Genomic DNA, 16,523 nt, shown 5'->3' with positions numbered 1-16,523 from the left:
ACTAAGACTAAAATTATTCACTTTTAAGGCATAATTACATTGAGAAGAGATATACAGTTTTTACGGGGCATTGCTGTTCTTTTCGTAGTCCTTTATCACAGTAATATAGGCATTTTATCTCAAGGTTACCTTGGTGTTGATATATTTTTCGTACTTTCTGGCTTTTTAATCACATCGTTAATTTTAAAGCAGTTAGATAAAGAAGAATTTTCATTTTCAGCATTTTATTTAAGACGGGCAAAAAGGCTATTACCGGCACTATATAGCACGCTATTTTTCACCTCTTTATTATCACTGGCTATTTTGACACACCAACAATGGCTCGATTACCTTCAACAATTAATTGGCGCATTAACCTTCAGTGCCAATATGGTTTTACCAACCCAAACAGGTTATTTTGAAAGTACTTCTGAAGGTAAACCATTATTACATATTTGGTCATTATCTTTAGAGGAGCAATATTACTTCCTACTACCCATAACACTATTTCTAATACCAAAAAAATTGCGATTATTCGGTTTATTTGTTCTTTTTATCGTTAGTCTTTATTGGTGTCTAACTTGGGTTTATAACGGAGGTGGAACAGCTCCTATATTGTGGCGATTAGCTGACGCGTCTATGTCTGAATGGGCATTTTATCTCCTTTTTACTAGAGCTTGGGAGCTATTGGCAGGTTCTTTATGTGCATGGTTTGTACTGAATAAACCAAGTATACGCCCTCACGCTATTGTAAAATGTGCATGCTTACTTATTATTTTTATCATTTGCACAGTAAATGTAAACAATGAACACCCAAGTTTAGAATCATTCATTATTGTCATAGCAACTTCATTGATTTTACTCGGTGACAAAGAGTGGTTGCCAGATCTGAATGTTTTTAAATATATTGAAAAAATTGGGGATTGGTCATACTCAATTTACCTCGTCCATTGGCCATTATTTGCATTTGCGTACTTAAGTTATGTCGGCCATGTTCCATTTACGGCGAAAGTTTTACTCATTTTTATATCTATATTTCTTGGTTATGCTCAATTTGTATTCGTAGAAACACCATTTCGATTAGGCCGCTTTAAAAATAATTTTACTACTTGGAGAATGACGTCAATAACAACGGCATTTTTGCTAACTATTCCCCTACTTGCCGGTGTAGTTAGCTCTTCAACAATCGACGAGTACGCACATATCAAACGCAACAATTACGGTCTATCTCAATCATGCAATGGATCTTTTGAACCAGACGGTACTTTAAAAGAAAAGTGTATATCAGGTAAACCAACCATGGCTATTTGGGGTGACAGTTACGCCATGCATCTAGTTCCTGGACTAGCTGTAAATAATAAAAATTTTGTACAACTAACAAAAAGTATGTGCGGCCCAATATCAGGTGTAGCGCCAATTAAAGGTAACTATGACTCTATTTGGGCAAAAGAATGTCTTTATTTTAATGAGCAAGCGCTTAACTACATACTTAATAACAATGATATTACACATGTTGTGCTTAGTTCTACTTTGATTACTTATTTAGATTTTGAGAACGGCCAATATCAAACAACTGATGGTACTATTACTGCTGATTTAACATTTTTTCTTAAAAGCTTCATCGCTACTCTTCGTACATTACAGTCTCATGGAAAAACTACGGTAATTATCTCCCCCCCCCCCAAATCAGGGTTTGATATAGGCGAATGTTTAGAAAGAAAATATGGTGGTGCTCTTTTATTACGAGACTCATGCAAAATCGACTTTAATGAATATGCATCTCATCAAAAACTAGTTAATGAAGTACTCCAGTCTATTGAAAGCCAATCTACCGTTATTTGGTTAAAAGATTATTTATGTAGTGAGAAATCTTGCCGTGTAGATGATCAAAGTACTTTTCTATATCGTGATTCTGGCCACCTATCGGTAGGTGGCTCAATCCTTTTATTAAAGAATATAGACATTAAAACCTATTAATAAATGTTAAGTTCCACCCTGACCAACAGGGAATCTGTTTATATTTACCTAGGAACTTATAGCTAATAAATTCAAAAAGTAGATCATTGTAGCAGTTAATTTGGCCCATTCGGATCCAACGCATGATTAAAGTTTGTTTTTAATAAATATTTCTAATTTTCCACCAAAAGTAATAGCATTCAGCGCTCTAAAAACTTTTGCTTTTTTAAGTAAGCCTTGTAATAGCTAAACACGTTTCTTTATAACTCTACCTAACTTATCAATACATTGCCGTCACGATTTTTTCAATTTACTGAAATATTACTGTCACAAACTCCTAATAGAATGTGTATCAAATAATTGGTCTAGACCAGAAAAGGTTTAGTGAATACATATCATAAAAATTTTAGGGATTAACATGACAAAACTTACACCAATTGCAGCCAGCTTACTTGCCTGCTTTAGTTTAAGTGCTTTTGCCGATGGTTCTGTTTCTGGAACTGTCATGGATAAAACAGGTGCTTTATCCGGAGCTAAAATTACATTAATTGGCGGCGACGGCAAAACAGCCACCAACAATCAGGGGCAATTCACCTTAAACCGTTTACCTGCTGGTGAGCATACAATTCGTGTGGACTACTTAGGCTACCCTTCGGCTGAATTCGGTATCAGTGTGATTGACGATAAGTTAACTCAATTAGGTAACTTAACTTTAAATGTCGATAAAACCACGCTCGAAGAAGTAGTTGCCATTGGCTACATGCGTCGTGGCCAAATGAAGGCAATGAACATGCAAAAAGAGTCAGACAACATTAAAAATGTAATGTCTGCTGATGGAATTGGCAAATTACCTGACCGAAATGCAGCTGAAGCGGTACAGCGTATGCCCGGCGTATCGATTGAACGTGACCAAGGTGAAGGGCGATTTGTTGCTGTTCGTGGCCTTCCTGCTCAATGGAACTCAACATCAATTAACGGCGATCGGTTACCGACAGCAGAAGAGGAAACAACAAGTCGTGCAGTTGCATTTGATTTTTTCCCCACTGATATGATTGAACTGGTAGAAGTATCAAAAGCCATAACACCGGATATGGAAGGCGATGCTATAGGCGGTAATATTAATTTTACTACGCGTCGTGCTCCTGATGAACAGCTACTTTCAGTAAACATTGGGGTTGGTGATTCAGAAAAAGCCGAAGGTGGTAGCCACTCGTTCAATGTACTTTATGGTGATCGTTCAGATGACGGTAAATTTGGTTTCTTAGTCAACGCTACCGCCTGGGAACGAGATTGGGCGACAGACAATTACGAACCTAGACGTGAAATAGATGAAGATGGTGTGGCTGGTATTCACCGATTAGAGCTTAGAGATTATACCGGTACTCGTGCAACGTACGGTCTGAATTTAGCTGGCGAATACCTATTAGATAGCGGTCTTGTGTATGCTAAAGCAATGTACGGCACCTTATCAGACGAAGAAACCCATTATAAACACCGTGTCCGTTACAACAAAAATCGTGTTGAACTTCAACATATCTACGATGAACTGATTACCGAAATGCAAGGATTTGAAGTAGGTGGTGAGCATGATTTTAATATCGACACACGCCTCGAATGGAAATTAAGCACCTACGAAAATACATTTGAATACGGTGATATACCAAATGCCGAAGATAACGCTTACTACGTTGTTAAATTTAAGCAAGGTGTAGATTTTGACGGTGATGTAGGTGTCAGGAATGGTGTCGATACGGGCAGCGGATTAATTTATAACGAGATAGATGGCGGCACTGATCCTGCCTTAGACATTGGTATGCATTTACCTAATAACTGGGTAATGGATCCAACACAAGCAGTGTTAGCAGATGTAGAGCTTTACGGCATTGATATCAAAGAACGAGATAAAATTGTTGCTCAATTTGATATTTATCATCAGGCCAGTGAACAACTCGAAATTAAAGCTGGGGCAAAATACCGAAGTAAAGAACGTAACGCGAGCTTTTATGACAAGTTTTATGGTTGGAATGAAGCAGAATATGGCGCAACACCAACACTAGCAGATGTCGCCAATGAACTAGGGGTAAGCCTTACTGACCAGCCTGGTCGCTCTGATTATTTAAATAATTTTAACATTGATTATCAACAGCACTTTTCGCAGGTGATTCCTGTAAAAGAACTTAAACGTTGGTGGGTTGATAACAAGCACAAACTTACCTTTTTATCAGGCGATTCTGAAGTTGTTGAAAATGGTGGTGGTTTAAGCCGAAATTTTGATCTGGAAGAAACCCACACTTCTTTCTATGGTATGGCTACGTATAAGCCTTCAAACCAATGGACAGTCTTAGGTGGGATCAGAGCAACGCAAACTAAAACCGATGTTAACGGTTATGTTGCGGTTCAAAATGATGACGGCACATCAGTCGAGCAAGAAAAAGGCGGCAAAGATTATTGGTCGGTATTGCCATCTCTACACATTACTTATCATCAAAGTGACTTAAGCAATATTCGATTAGCATTAACACGTAGTTTTGCACGTCCTGATTTTGGCCAACTTTCGCCAGGAGCAACCTATCTAGAAATGGAAAATCAGCTCAAGTCTGGTAACCCTGACTTAGATCCAACCTATGCGAACAACTTAGACTTGATGTATGAATACTATTTTGATGATGCTGGTGTGATTACCTTAGGCTATTTCTACAAACAAATTATTGATCCCGTGTTTTCACAAAGTTATCAAGGTACTTATCGTGGCCAATCAGTGACCGTTAAAAGTCCACTTAATGGTGATGATGCATGGTTACATGGTATTGAATTTGCTACAAATTCAAGCTTAGGTTTCATTGATGATTCACTCGATAATTTTGGCCTTTCATTCAATTTTACCCTGATGGATTCTGAAATGGAGATCCCAGGTCGTGAAGATAACGTTAAAATATCACGACAAGCGGACATGCTGTATAACCTTGCAGTTTATTACGATAATGGAGATTTTGCCGCGCGTGTAGCTGTGAACCATAAAGGCGAATACATTGAAGACCATGGCAGTAATACCAGTTTAGACACTTACTACGGTGATTACACCAGTGTTGATGCCACAGCCTCATACAACATTTCAGACAATGCCATGATTTATCTCGAACTCAATAACTTAACCGATGAACCATTACAATATTTTACCGGTTCAGAGCAGCGACCAAATCAAATTGAATACTACGGTATCCGTGGTCAAATCGGCATTAAGTACGATTTCTTTTAATGTGATTGTCACCTGTGGAGAGTAGTCTTCACGTTAATGTGCCACCTGAACACCTCAGGTGGCTCTATTCAATATTACAGGTAAGTGATCAATGTCTGCTGTACATAATTATCTTCAACGCTGCCATACTCTGTTATTCGTAATTTATGCTTCTTCAGCAGCATTCATGACTTACTTTTGCATGTATGCCTTTCGTAAGCCCTTTTCAGTTGCTACCTACCAAGAAAGCGGCGATATTTTTGGCGCATTAGATTTCAAAGTCGCGATCGTTCTAGCGCAAGTACTAGGGTATATGTTATCTAAATTCATTGGCATAAAAGTAGTATCTGAACTGCCAGCCGCGCGACGCGCCTTTATGTTGCTGAGCTTAGTCATGCTAGCACAATGTGCGCTCATGCTATTTGCAGTGGTACCAGAACCTTGGAAGCCCTTAATGATGTTTGCAAATGGTATACCTCTAGGCATGATTTGGGGGATTGTTTTTAGCTTTTTAGAAGGTCGAAAAACATCTGAAATACTCGGGGCCTTTCTCAGCGTTACTTTCATTGTTGCATCGGGTTTAGTTCGAACGGTTGGACAATGGTTATTAACAGATTTACAAGTAACTGAATACTGGATGCCAGCAGCTACGGGTGCGTTATTTATAATTCCTTTATTTATCTCAGTGTATTTTCTTGCACAAACACCGGCACCTTCGGCAAGTGATAAATTCGCTCGTCAAGCCAGGAAACCAATGACAGGAAAACAGCGTTGGCAGTTTTTTACGCAATACGCCCCTGGTATTTTACTCCTTATTTTCAGCTTTTTATTATTCACTGGACTTCGAGATTTTCGCGATAATTTTTCTGCTGAAATTTGGCATGCACTTGGGTATGGAGAAGAACCTGCCATATTTACTTACGCAGGTATACGAATTGCTGGAGTAGTCTTAGTGGTGTTAGCTGCCATGGTATTAGTAAAAGACAATCGCAAAGCTTTTCTCACTAACCATGGCTTTATTTGCTTTGGTTGCTTGTTACTTGGCGCGACTACTTTTGCGTTTCAACAACAGTGGATCGACGGTAAAAGTTGGATGGTATGGTTAGGTGCAGGCTTATATATTGCCTATATTCCCTATAATTGCTTTTTATTCGACCGCATGATTTCTGCAGTGGGTTCTACCGCCAATGCAGGGTTTCTGATTTATTTAGCTGATTCTGCCGGATACGTTGGCAGTGTTGGCATGCTGCTTTACCGCACCTTTGCGACGCCAGAAATAAGCTGGTTACAATTTTTTATTTTTTTGTGTTACTTCGTTGCCTGTGCAGGTGCATTGTTAGTTATCACTTCATTAATTTATTTTTCATTTCGTTTACGCCAACACAACGCCAAAAAAACAGTGGATGTTGTCATGCAGAGCAATGCAAGCCATTACTCAGTCAACTCAAATGCGTAAATAAACATTTAAACAGAGGAACAAAAAAATGTCTAAGATAGAAGCCGTAGTATTAGATTGGGCTGGCACCGTAGTTGATTATGGTTCAGTTGCACCAACAACCATCTTTGTTGAAGCCTTTAAACAAGCGTTTAATTTTGAGGTGTCGCTTGACGAAGCTCGTGTGCCGATGGGTATGGGGAAATGGGATCATATTAAAACCTTAGGCCAACTATCCAGTGTAGATGCGCGATGGAAAAAGCAATTTGGTCAATCGATGACAGATACCGTTGTTGATGAAATTTATCAAACATTTATGCCCCTACAAAAAGCAAAAGTAGCTGATCATGCACAACCCATCGCGGGTGCTTTACGCACAATTGAATGGTTAAAAACACACGATATCAAAGTGGGTTCTTGCTCTGGTTACCCGCGTGAAGTAATGGAAATATTAGTACCTGTGGCAGCCGATTATGGCTATCAACCCGATGCATGGGTAGCAAGTGACGATCTACCCGCGGGCTCTCGACCTGGCCCATGGATGGCTTTACAGAATGTTATTGAGCTTGGTGTAACAGATGTAGCAAACTGTATTAAGTTTGATGATTCTGCACCAGGTATTACAGAAGGCTTAACCGCAGGTATGTGGACCGTAGGGCTTGCATTAACAGGCAATGCAGTAGGTCTTACAGAGTCAGAATGGCAAGCATTAACAACGCCAGAACAAGCCGCATTAAAACAAAAAGCTTATGATACCTTGTATCAAGCTGGCGCACATTATGTGGTCGACTCTTTAGCTGATGCCATTCCAGTTATTCAAAAAATTACTGCAGCAAGAGTTAGGCATTTACGCCCTTAACATAGTTAAACTAATAGGCGGCAAGCGTGAGCAATCAACACCAAGCATTTTGGTTTAACGATGCATTAACATCATGTGAAATACCCAACATACCTATTTTACAAGGAAAAATCACAGCCGATGTCTGTATTATAGGTGGTGGATATACGGGATTGTGGACAGCAATAAAAATCAAGCAGCAAGACCCTACCTTACAGGTTGTTATTGTTGAAAAAGGGGTATGCGGACAAGGTGCATCTGGCCGTAATGGTGGTTGTATGCTGACTTTTTCAACTAAATTTGCTTCATTAATACAATTATTTGGTATTAATGAAGCAAAGCGCTTGGTACAAGCGTCAGAACAAGCAGTGCTTGATATTGCTAACTTTTGTAAACAGCACCATATTAATGCGGATATACGAACTGATGGTGCCATTTATACAGCAACAAATTCAGCACAACAATCAATAGTGACACAACCACTTCCTCTACTAAAAGCCCACAATATAAACCAATGGCAACAGAAAACAAAAGACTACTTATCCCAAGTAACAGGATCAAAACATGCCATTAGTGGCATTGAATCACCTGCTGCTGGTAGTCTTCACCCAGGGAAACTTGTATTAGGGCTGGTTAAACATGCCTTATCGATGGGTATTTTCATCTATCAACAAAGCCCTTATTTATCGCATAAAGCTACAGAACAGAACATTCAGGTAAAAACCCCTCAAGGGGAAATAATATCTGAAAAATTAGTGTTTGCTGTTAATGCTTGGATGGGACAATTATTTAACGACTTTAACCGTTATTACACCTTAGTATCTTCTGATATGGTGATCACCAAACCCATGCCTAAATTATTAGCAAATGTGGGACTAGACCATGGTAAAGCGATCGCAGATTCACGTATTTTTGTGCATTATTATCGAAGCACGCCCGATGGCCGTTTAATGTTAGGTAAAGGCGGGAACCTCTTTGCATTTAACAACCGAATGTTGCCGGCGTTTGATCAACCAAGCCGTTACCAACAACAATTAACCAATGCATTTAAACAGTTTTTCCCTCGTTTGCCTTGTGATTTCACCACAAGTTGGACTGGTGCATCTGATCGTTCCACCACAGGCTTACCTTTTTTTGGCACTCTGGCAGGTCAAAAAAATGTGTATTATGGGTTAGGTTATTCAGGTAATGGCGTTGTGCAAAGTTATCTTGGCGGTGATATTTTATCCTCTATGGTATTAGGTATCGATAATGAATGGACCCGTTCACCGATGGCGAAAGGCCCTATTTCTAAATTTCCACCAGAACCCATCCGTTATCTAGGAGCACAATTAGTCAAGCGCTCGATTATGCGTAAAGAACAAGCAGAAGCGCTAGAACAGCAGCCAACGTGGTTTGATATTCAGTTAGCAAAATTCGCTGCAGCTGCAGGCAAAGCTGATAAATAAGGGCAGATGATGAACGAGCGTAAAATAATGTCGACTATTCACGACATTGAACAATTATTCACAGAGTATGGGCATTTACACTATGGTGAACAATGCAGTCAACTCATCCATGCGGTAAGCTGCGCATGGCATGCACAGCAAGATAATGCCAGTGCCACTTTAATCACCGCAGCACTACTGCATGACATTGGTCATTTTATCGCAGACAAGCAGAAATTTACGGGTGTTGATGACTTCGGTCATAAAGAGCATGCCAGCATAGGGGCAAACTGGCTTAAAGATCGCGGTTTTCCTGCTAGCGTTTATCAGCCAATTCGTTATCATGTTCAAGCGAAACGATATTTAGTGACGTTAATTAACCAAAACGAAAAAACGGCTCACTTGTCTTTAGCAAGTCAACACACATTGCAGCAACAAGGTGGAAAAATGTCGAACGACGAACTGAAAGACTTTGAACGTCTCGCTTGTTTTTCTACGGCATTGACGTTAAGACAATATGACGATTTAGGTAAACCAAACTTGCATGTTTCACTAAAAAGCTTCACCACGCTTAAGCCTTGGCTACCTTTGATCATCCAAGTTCTTAAAGAAGAAGTAGGCACAAGTTCAACATTGGAGTACAACAGGTAAATGTTACTTTACCAAGAAATTCGCGATTATTTGTTTACATTAATTGCACAAGACAAAACCTTGAAGAAATTACCTTCAGAGCGTGAATTACAGGAGCATTTTAATTCAACGCGAATTACCGTTAGAGAAGCACTCATGCGGTTAGAAGTGGAAGGCATAATTTATCGACAAAACAGAAAAGGCTGGTTTATTTGCCCTCCCAGATTAGAATGGAACCCAGTTAATAAAGTAAATTTTTATCAATTAGCCAAAGAACAAAGCTTTGATGCAGATACTCGTTTAGTATCCATTGATTGCTCTGCGCTTGTCGGTGAAAAATCTCAAGCCATAACGTCGGCATTTTCCTTAAATAGTCATGCTGAATTTTATCAAATTTGTCGTGTTCGCTCTTTAGATGATCGACCTGTGATGGTGGAAGAAATTTATTGCCAAGCTGAGCATTTCCATGGTTTAGCAGAAAAAGAGTTAACAGGTTCAATTACTGCTATATTCAAGGATGATTACAATGTAAATGTGACTGCTGAACGTAGCAGTATCCATGTAACCGCCTTACCTGAAAGCGTCGCCAAATTATTACATTTAAACAGTGGCGCATCATGTTTAAAAATAATTCGCCAACGCTTTTCACAGCACAAAGCGTTAGTAGACTATAACATTGAATATTGGGTACATGGCGCCATAGAAATTAAAGTTGATAGTTATTAAAAATCAGCGATAAGGTGAAATTTTCGCCTTATCGTGAATAATAATTACCAATACATAGCTTTTTCTATTGCATTAAGTAGTTTGGAAATATCCTCAGGATACACCTCTCCAATATTACCGATTCTAAAGCAATCAGCATTTGAAACTTTACCAGGATAAATAACAAACCCTTCTGCCTTTAATCGTTGATAAAACGATTTAAAATTGTAACGTTCAGACGTTGGCGAGATGAACGAAGTGATAATCGGTGATTGCATTTCATCAGGTAGTAAGGTACTAAAGCCCAACTTGCGCATACCATCAACTAATACTCTCTGATTTTTTTCATACCTTTCAGCTCGTTGATTAATTCCACCTTCTTGTTGAAGTTCAAGCAAAGCTTGATAAAAGGCTCTGACAACATGGGTAGGAGAGGTAAAACGCCATTTACCATTTGAGGTTTGCATGGTGTGCCATTGATCATACAGATCTAAACTGAGTGAATGTGCCTTTCCTTTGCACTGTTCCATCAGTGTTTGTTTTGCAATAATAAACCCAAAGCCTGGCACACCTTGAATACATTTATTTGCAGAACTGATCATAAAGCCAATATCTAATTCACCAATGTCAAATGTTAAGCCTCCAAAGCTAGACATGGCATCCAAAATAAACACCAGATTCTGTTCTTGGCACAATTGCGCAACTTGCTTTATAGGATTCAACATACCTGTAGTTGTTTCACAATGCACCATTGCTAAATGCGTAACATTACCATCTTCGATGATTCGTTTTTTAATGTCAGCTACATCAGGCATTTCTGTTTCTGAAAAGGAAACCACGGTATGATTTATACCCGCTAACGTGCAAATTTCCGCCATACGAAGGCCGTAAGCGCCATTGTCAATAATAAGCACTTTGTCATGCTCACTAATTGCGCTTCCAAGCACCGATTCAACTGATGCGGTACCACTTCCTTGCATTAAAGTACAAGTATAACCTGCTTTCTTAGTTGCTAGTTCAACTAAGCTTTTTCTGATACTTTCAACAATTTCAATATTGTAATCATCGTCCCAAGTACACCAGTCTCTCAGCATAGCCTGCTTAACTGACGTAGATGTAGTCAAGGGGCCCGGTGTCAGAAGTAAATAATGTTCCATCTTTAGATCTCAAGGTTGTTTGTTTTGGTCTAGACCAGATAATAATGGAGCGTTATAGAGGAAACAAGCTGTGTAGGATAAATTTCATTAAATTGTCATATACAGACCGACTTACACCTACGTGTAACAATCTCAGTAATGGAAAAATTAATGCTTTGAGCATGAGAAATCGGTTCAACAGACCTTAGTTAATAGAGGCTTCAGTACGTAATAGTAATGTGTATATTTTTTTAAGCTCTGTTGGTGTGTACCCTGTCCACTTTTTGATCGCGCGACGAAAGTTCGTTGGATCTGAAATATCCATAACCGATGCGCTTTGCTCATTATTTAAGTCTCGTACTAATAAACATTCAATCGCTAAATGTTTACGCATTTCATGATGTAATTGCCTATAGCTCACAGTCAATTCGTTAAGTTTACGTTTAACCGTAGCAGGACTTGTATTTAATGTACGTGCGATATCTGGCAAGGTGATATCCGGTGTTGATTTAAATTGAAGGCGAATAAGTTCTAGTAGTGTCGGTTGAAATACATATTCAGCTTTTGCTTGGTGAACGGCATGCCACTTCCGTAGATCATTACGTTGTTTATTTTGCAGTTTCAACCACGATAGGTCGAACGCAATAAATGCGGTAGGTTGTGAAAATTGAATGTCAAAACCGAGGTTTTCTTCATATTCTTGTATATAGCTAGGTTGCGGCCACTCAAAACCAAAATGGAAAGGAAGTTTACGCCCAATTAACTGCTGGCTAAGGCTGACAAGGGCTGTTATGAATATTTCAGTAATAAAAGGTGTGAGTTTATTAAGGCCAAATTTTTGTCTTAGTAAAAAATACCCCCTACTTTTTTCTTTGATAAAGCTGGCACCGATAAAAGGGGTGAAAATATGCTCAAATATCCCTATTAAACGGAAAACTTCTTCAATATTTCGGCTATATTGAATCGCCTGCAAAACACTATTTTGCTGGTTCGCGATTAACTGATGGCCAATTTGAAATGCACAATCATAACCTGGTGTCATCTTTTGGGCGTGAGCGAATAGAAGCAATAATTGTTTTGCGCTGGCTTGTCGCCCTTCGACAATATCAGCAATAAAAATTCCTGTCCCCCTTAGCAATTTTTGTGGATCCACGCCTCTGGCACCACAAACTTCAATAATAGGCGTCGCAAAATGCTGTAAGGGAAAACACTTATCTTGATAACTTAAATAAGTCGTTTTACTCATGCTGCATCAACCACCTGATGCATAGAGCCACTCTTCTGATCTAGTTGAGTATTTATTTTTTTCAGTTGTACCTGTAAATCATCCGTGGGGGTTAAAATTAACGAAGCAGTTCTAATGCTTTGAAAAATTGCCATATTATGTTCATTACAGCGAAACGCAACATGCTCAATACTGCGTTCAACTTGCTGAGCTATATCTTCAGCGAAAGCATTATCTGCATCAGGTAAAAGTGCAATAAAACGGTCGCCAGCATAACGACATACTAAATCAGAAGGTCGTAAATTCATTAAAATCAGATGTGCGATTTCATGTAAAAAACGATCACCTTCTCGATTTCCTAACTGTGTATTCAATTGCGTGAAATTATTAATATCAAGCGCAATAATCGCAGCCGTTTGTTTTTGTTGTTGAAGGTCTAAAACACGTTCACGCCAATAATCCGCTCGATATAATTGTGTAATAATGTCTATTTTTTCTACCGCACGGTATTGCAGCTCTCGACGTTGTAATTGTTTATTTAAAGCCACCTGTTCTAAGTGCCAATAATAAAGAGCGGCCGTCATTATAATCATACCGACAGCAGCAGGAAATGACTCTACCACTGAAAGCCAATTCGCACTTGGATGGTATGCAAAAAATTCATCGAGTACGTCCAATAAACTAGAAAACATAAAACAAGCAAGACCAAGCACAAGTAAACGAGTGACCTTACCAGGTGGTCTACTCACTAAAGCAGCAACAAGCCAAAAGGTCGTCAGCAATGTTACGCTACCTTCACCAATAATATCGGTCCATTTATAATCAGATTCTACTTTAGGCTCACCTAAATATAGGCTCAACCATATTGGAATCATTAAACATATGAAAAAAAAGGCCAGTAAGCCTCGATGACGAAAAATCAAAGAAACATTCATTTCGTTCACTTTATTCTTGGTTGATAAAAGTTCGAGTGTAAACGCTGTTAACATGAACCACTCACTTTTTGCAGGTCAGTTTAGCTCACACAAATAAAGAAAACGGTTAAAGTTTAATGACAACAACATAGTTAGTTGTTAATACACCATAAAAATCAATAGATTACTCAAAGGTACAATTGGCTCTAAAAAGTATTAAACAGGCCTAAATTATGCGGTATTGAGTTAAATTCAGCGGCCTTCCGAAAGGTCCGTAACCAAACTGTCATTTTCACTTCCTATATTGTCGGCAACTTAAAAACAACACAATAACTGGGAACATACAATGAAAGCCAAACTTTCTGTTTTAGCGTTTGCCTGTGCAGCAGCGCTTTCAACGAATGCTTTTGCTGAGCAATTATCATCAACCATTGTTGGTAAGGTGACAGACTCAGCCAATAGCCGAGTTTTTGCTGGCGCAAGCATCGAAATTGAAGAACTTAACGTAAAAACTCAAACCAACTTAAGTGGTAGTTTTAATTTTAAACAATTACCCGTTGGCCAGTACACACTAAAAGTGACTTATGTCGGCGCAAAACCGTTAATTAAAGTGATTAATGTAACAGCCGGCGACAATGCACCACTAACACTAACCTTATCAAATACAGGTATAGAAGAAGTGTACGTGCGAGCACAACGTTCAGGTCAAGCAAGTGCTATTAACCAAAAGCGTGTGGCTGACAGCATTCGTTCGATCGTGTCAGCAGACGCTATCGGTCAATTTCCCGATCAAAATGCCGCTGAATCTTTACAACGTTTACCAGGCTTGTCAATTGAAAGAGATCAAGGTGAAGGACGCTTTGTCGGTATTCGCGGTATAGACCCTAATCTGAATAATGTCACAATTAATGGTTTGAATGTTCCTTCACCTGAGGGTGGCGTTCGTTCAGTAGCACTTGATGTTATTCCATCAGAGCTAATCCAAACACTGGCTGTTTCGAAATCTGTTACTGCCGATATGGACGGCGACGCTATAGGTGGTACCGTGGAAGTGCGTAGTGTTAGTGCCTTTGATCGTAATGGCGATAGCGCTACCATCAGCGGCCAACTCAGCCAAAATAACTTACGTGATGACAATAGCCCCAAATTATCTGGCAGTTTCACTCGTCTTTTCAATGATACGCTAGGTGTTGCAGCTGCAGTGTCTTGGCAAAATCGCGAGTTTGGATCTGACAATATCGAGTCGAATGGTGAAGATGAAGTAGAACAACGTTTTTATGATATCACACGTGAACGCCTTGGCAGTGCCGTCAATATTGATTATCGCCCAGATTTTAATCATTCTTACTTTCTTCGCACTATGTACAGCAAATTCTCAGACGATGAATTTCGCTTAGCGAATACTTTTACCTTCGACGGAGAAGACTCTGAAATTGTCGCAGGTACTAAAGATAGAAAAGAAACTCAAACCATATTAAGTGTCGCCGCTGGCGGTGAACATATTATTGATTTATGGAACGTAGATTATCAATTTGGCTATGCAAAGTCTGATGAAAATGAACCTAGTGCACTTTATTATGACTTTGTAACTGAAAACAGCAGCATAAGTGCCGACTTAGAGACACAAATTCCCATCGTGACTCAAGATAGCTCAGCGACAGATTTGTCACTTTATGAATTAGATGAAGTCGCATTTGAAGATAATCAAGCAGAAGATACAGAAGTAAGCTTCAAGTTTGACCTTAGCCGCCAAGTCTCTTTTGGCCAATATATTGGTGAAGTCAAAACGGGTGCTAAATACCGTCGTCGTGAAAAAACAGCAGATGCAAACATTGCTATTTTTGATGGCGACTTTGATGACCTGTTAGGTAGTGACTTTCAAGGAAAATCACCCGATTGGGGTTTAGGTCAATTTGGCCCGGCTCTTAGTCGTGAAGCGTTACGCCTTTATTTTAACGATAATCGTAGCTCATTATCACGAGCTGAACTCGACTCTGAATTAGAATCTAACGGCGCCTCTTATGTCTCAAATGAAGATATTTTTGCCGCCTATTTAATGACAAAAGTCGATATAGATAAATTGCGCATTGTTGCGGGTTTACGTTACGAAAATACCGATTTCAGTACTCAAGGGATGCGTGTAGAACTCATTGAAGATGAAATATCAGATATTGAACAAGTGGTTAATACCGATTGGCACGTCGACAAAGATTATTCACATTTACTGCCTAGCATAAACTTACGTTATGAGTTTTCAGATAAGCTCATCGCACGGGCGGCCTTTAGCGAAACAATTTCTCGTCCTAATTTTGAAGATGCAGCAGCCTTTCAAATTATTGAAAGTAAAACAGAAGAAGACGATGGTGACATCGTAACTGAGCGCGAAGCAGAGGTGGGTAACCCTGACTTAAAGCCATACGAATCAACCAACCTTGATTTCACTGTCGAATACTACCCAGGCCATATTGGCATTATGTCGGCAGGAATATTCTATAAAGAAATTGATAACTTCGTTGTATTCGCAGATGTATCTGACACACCTGCATGGCAAGGTTTTGACGAAGTAATACAGCCAATAAATGGTGAAAGCGCCAACTTAAAAGGTATTGAGTTATCTTGGGTAAAAGCCTTTGACAATGGCTTATTACTGGCTGCAAACGGTACATTTTCTGATTCCGATGCGGTTACTTTTTTAAATGGCGAACGTTACGAAACACGTTTACCTAATCAATCAGACACTATCATGAATTTCACTTTGGGTTATGAAACTGACACAGTAAATCTACGCTTAACCATGGCACATAAAAGTGAAAATTTTGAAGAAATTGATGGTGAAATGTTGCGTATGGAAGACGAACATCAACAACTTGATTTCACTTCAAAATATTATCTAAACGAACAAATCACACTGTATTTTAATATTGTTAATTTAACCAATGAACCATTCTATCACTATTTTGATAAACGAAATAGAAATGCGCAATATGAAGAATATGGCCGAACTTTAGAGCTTGGTTTCCGTTGGCAAATGTAATTGTTAACT

11 protein-coding genes are annotated in these 16,523 nt (G+C 39.1%); 8 read left to right on the top strand and 3 right to left on the bottom strand.

The window, feature by feature from the left end:
* Positions 1-39 precede the first annotated feature (39 nt).
* The 7 genes from BI291_RS06935 to BI291_RS06905 all read left to right on the top strand — a co-directional run bounded on the left by BI291_RS06935 (position 40) and on the right by BI291_RS06905 (position 10,226).
* Complete coding sequence (locus tag BI291_RS06935; RefSeq protein WP_074497595.1) at positions 40-1,956, top strand: acyltransferase family protein; 1,917 nt, start codon at positions 40-42, stop codon at positions 1,954-1,956.
* A gap of 397 nt (positions 1,957-2,353) precedes the next feature.
* Positions 2,354-5,191 carry a TonB-dependent receptor gene (locus tag BI291_RS06930; RefSeq protein WP_074497591.1) on the top strand — a complete coding sequence of 946 codons (2,838 nt, stop codon included), beginning with the start codon at positions 2,354-2,356 and terminating at the stop codon, positions 5,189-5,191.
* Between the two features lie 166 nt (positions 5,192-5,357).
* Positions 5,358-6,626, top strand: coding sequence for a DUF5690 family protein (locus BI291_RS06925; RefSeq protein ID WP_254849542.1), 1,269 nt, complete (start codon positions 5,358-5,360; stop codon positions 6,624-6,626).
* Between the two features lie 28 nt (positions 6,627-6,654).
* Complete coding sequence (phnX, locus tag BI291_RS06920) at positions 6,655-7,464, top strand: phosphonoacetaldehyde hydrolase (RefSeq protein ID WP_074497583.1); 810 nt, start codon at positions 6,655-6,657, stop codon at positions 7,462-7,464.
* Positions 7,465-7,490: 26 nt separating this feature from the next.
* Complete coding sequence (locus BI291_RS06915) at positions 7,491-8,891, top strand: FAD-dependent oxidoreductase (protein ID WP_074497580.1); 1,401 nt, start codon at positions 7,491-7,493, stop codon at positions 8,889-8,891.
* A 27-nt stretch (positions 8,892-8,918) separates the two neighbouring features.
* Positions 8,919-9,521, top strand: coding sequence for an HD domain-containing protein (locus BI291_RS06910; protein WP_175573088.1), 603 nt, complete (start codon positions 8,919-8,921; stop codon positions 9,519-9,521).
* Positions 9,522-10,226 (top strand): UTRA domain-containing protein, encoded by a 705-nt coding sequence (locus tag BI291_RS06905; RefSeq protein WP_074497574.1) that lies wholly within the window; start codon positions 9,522-9,524, stop codon positions 10,224-10,226.
* A 44-nt stretch (positions 10,227-10,270) separates the two neighbouring features.
* Here the strand turns inward: BI291_RS06905 and phnW are convergent, their stop codons facing one another.
* The 3 genes from phnW to BI291_RS06890 form a co-directional block, all read right to left on the bottom strand.
* On the bottom strand, positions 10,271-11,362 hold the full coding sequence (phnW, locus tag BI291_RS06900; protein ID WP_074497571.1) for a 2-aminoethylphosphonate--pyruvate transaminase: 1,092 nt from the start codon (positions 11,360-11,362) through the stop codon (positions 10,271-10,273).
* A 184-nt stretch (positions 11,363-11,546) separates the two neighbouring features.
* Positions 11,547-12,587 carry an AraC family transcriptional regulator gene (locus BI291_RS06895; protein WP_074497568.1) on the bottom strand — a complete coding sequence of 347 codons (1,041 nt, stop codon included), beginning with the start codon at positions 12,585-12,587 and terminating at the stop codon, positions 11,547-11,549.
* Positions 12,584-13,555, bottom strand: a complete 972-nt coding sequence (locus BI291_RS06890; RefSeq protein ID WP_139302578.1) for a diguanylate cyclase — start codon at positions 13,553-13,555, stop codon at positions 12,584-12,586. The genes BI291_RS06895 and BI291_RS06890 overlap by 4 nt, the downstream gene beginning before the upstream one ends.
* 271 nt (positions 13,556-13,826) lie before the next feature.
* Between BI291_RS06890 and BI291_RS06885 the strand changes: the two genes are divergently transcribed.
* Positions 13,827-16,514 (top strand): TonB-dependent receptor, encoded by a 2,688-nt coding sequence (locus BI291_RS06885; protein ID WP_074497565.1) that lies wholly within the window; start codon positions 13,827-13,829, stop codon positions 16,512-16,514.
* Positions 16,515-16,523: the final 9 nt, after the last annotated feature.

The sequence above is a fragment of the Thalassotalea sp. PP2-459 genome, from assembly GCF_001913705.1.
In the GTDB taxonomy this organism is placed as follows: Bacteria; Pseudomonadota; Gammaproteobacteria; order Enterobacterales; family Alteromonadaceae; genus Thalassotalea_C; species Thalassotalea_C hakodatensis.
This window is presented reverse-complemented; position numbering and strand designations above follow the sequence as displayed.

Bases quoted from the DNA above. Each gene is read 5' to 3' on its own strand.
- BI291_RS06930 (WP_074497591.1), top strand. From the start codon at position 2,354: ATGACAAAACTTACACCAATTGCAGCCAGCTTACTTGCCTGCTTTAGT.
- BI291_RS06925 (WP_254849542.1), top strand. From the start codon at position 5,358: ATGACTTACTTTTGCATGTATGCCTTTCGTAAGCCCTTTTCAGTTGCT.
- phnX (WP_074497583.1), top strand. From the start codon at position 6,655: ATGTCTAAGATAGAAGCCGTAGTATTAGATTGGGCTGGCACCGTAGTT.
- BI291_RS06910 (WP_175573088.1), top strand. From the start codon at position 8,919: ATGTCGACTATTCACGACATTGAACAATTATTCACAGAGTATGGGCAT.
- BI291_RS06905 (WP_074497574.1), top strand. From the start codon at position 9,522: ATGTTACTTTACCAAGAAATTCGCGATTATTTGTTTACATTAATTGCA.
- phnW (WP_074497571.1), bottom strand. From the start codon at position 11,362: ATGGAACATTATTTACTTCTGACACCGGGCCCCTTGACTACATCTACG.
- BI291_RS06895 (WP_074497568.1), bottom strand. From the start codon at position 12,587: ATGAGTAAAACGACTTATTTAAGTTATCAAGATAAGTGTTTTCCCTTA.
- BI291_RS06890 (WP_139302578.1), bottom strand. From the start codon at position 13,555: ATGTTAACAGCGTTTACACTCGAACTTTTATCAACCAAGAATAAAGTG.
- BI291_RS06885 (WP_074497565.1), top strand. From the start codon at position 13,827: ATGAAAGCCAAACTTTCTGTTTTAGCGTTTGCCTGTGCAGCAGCGCTT.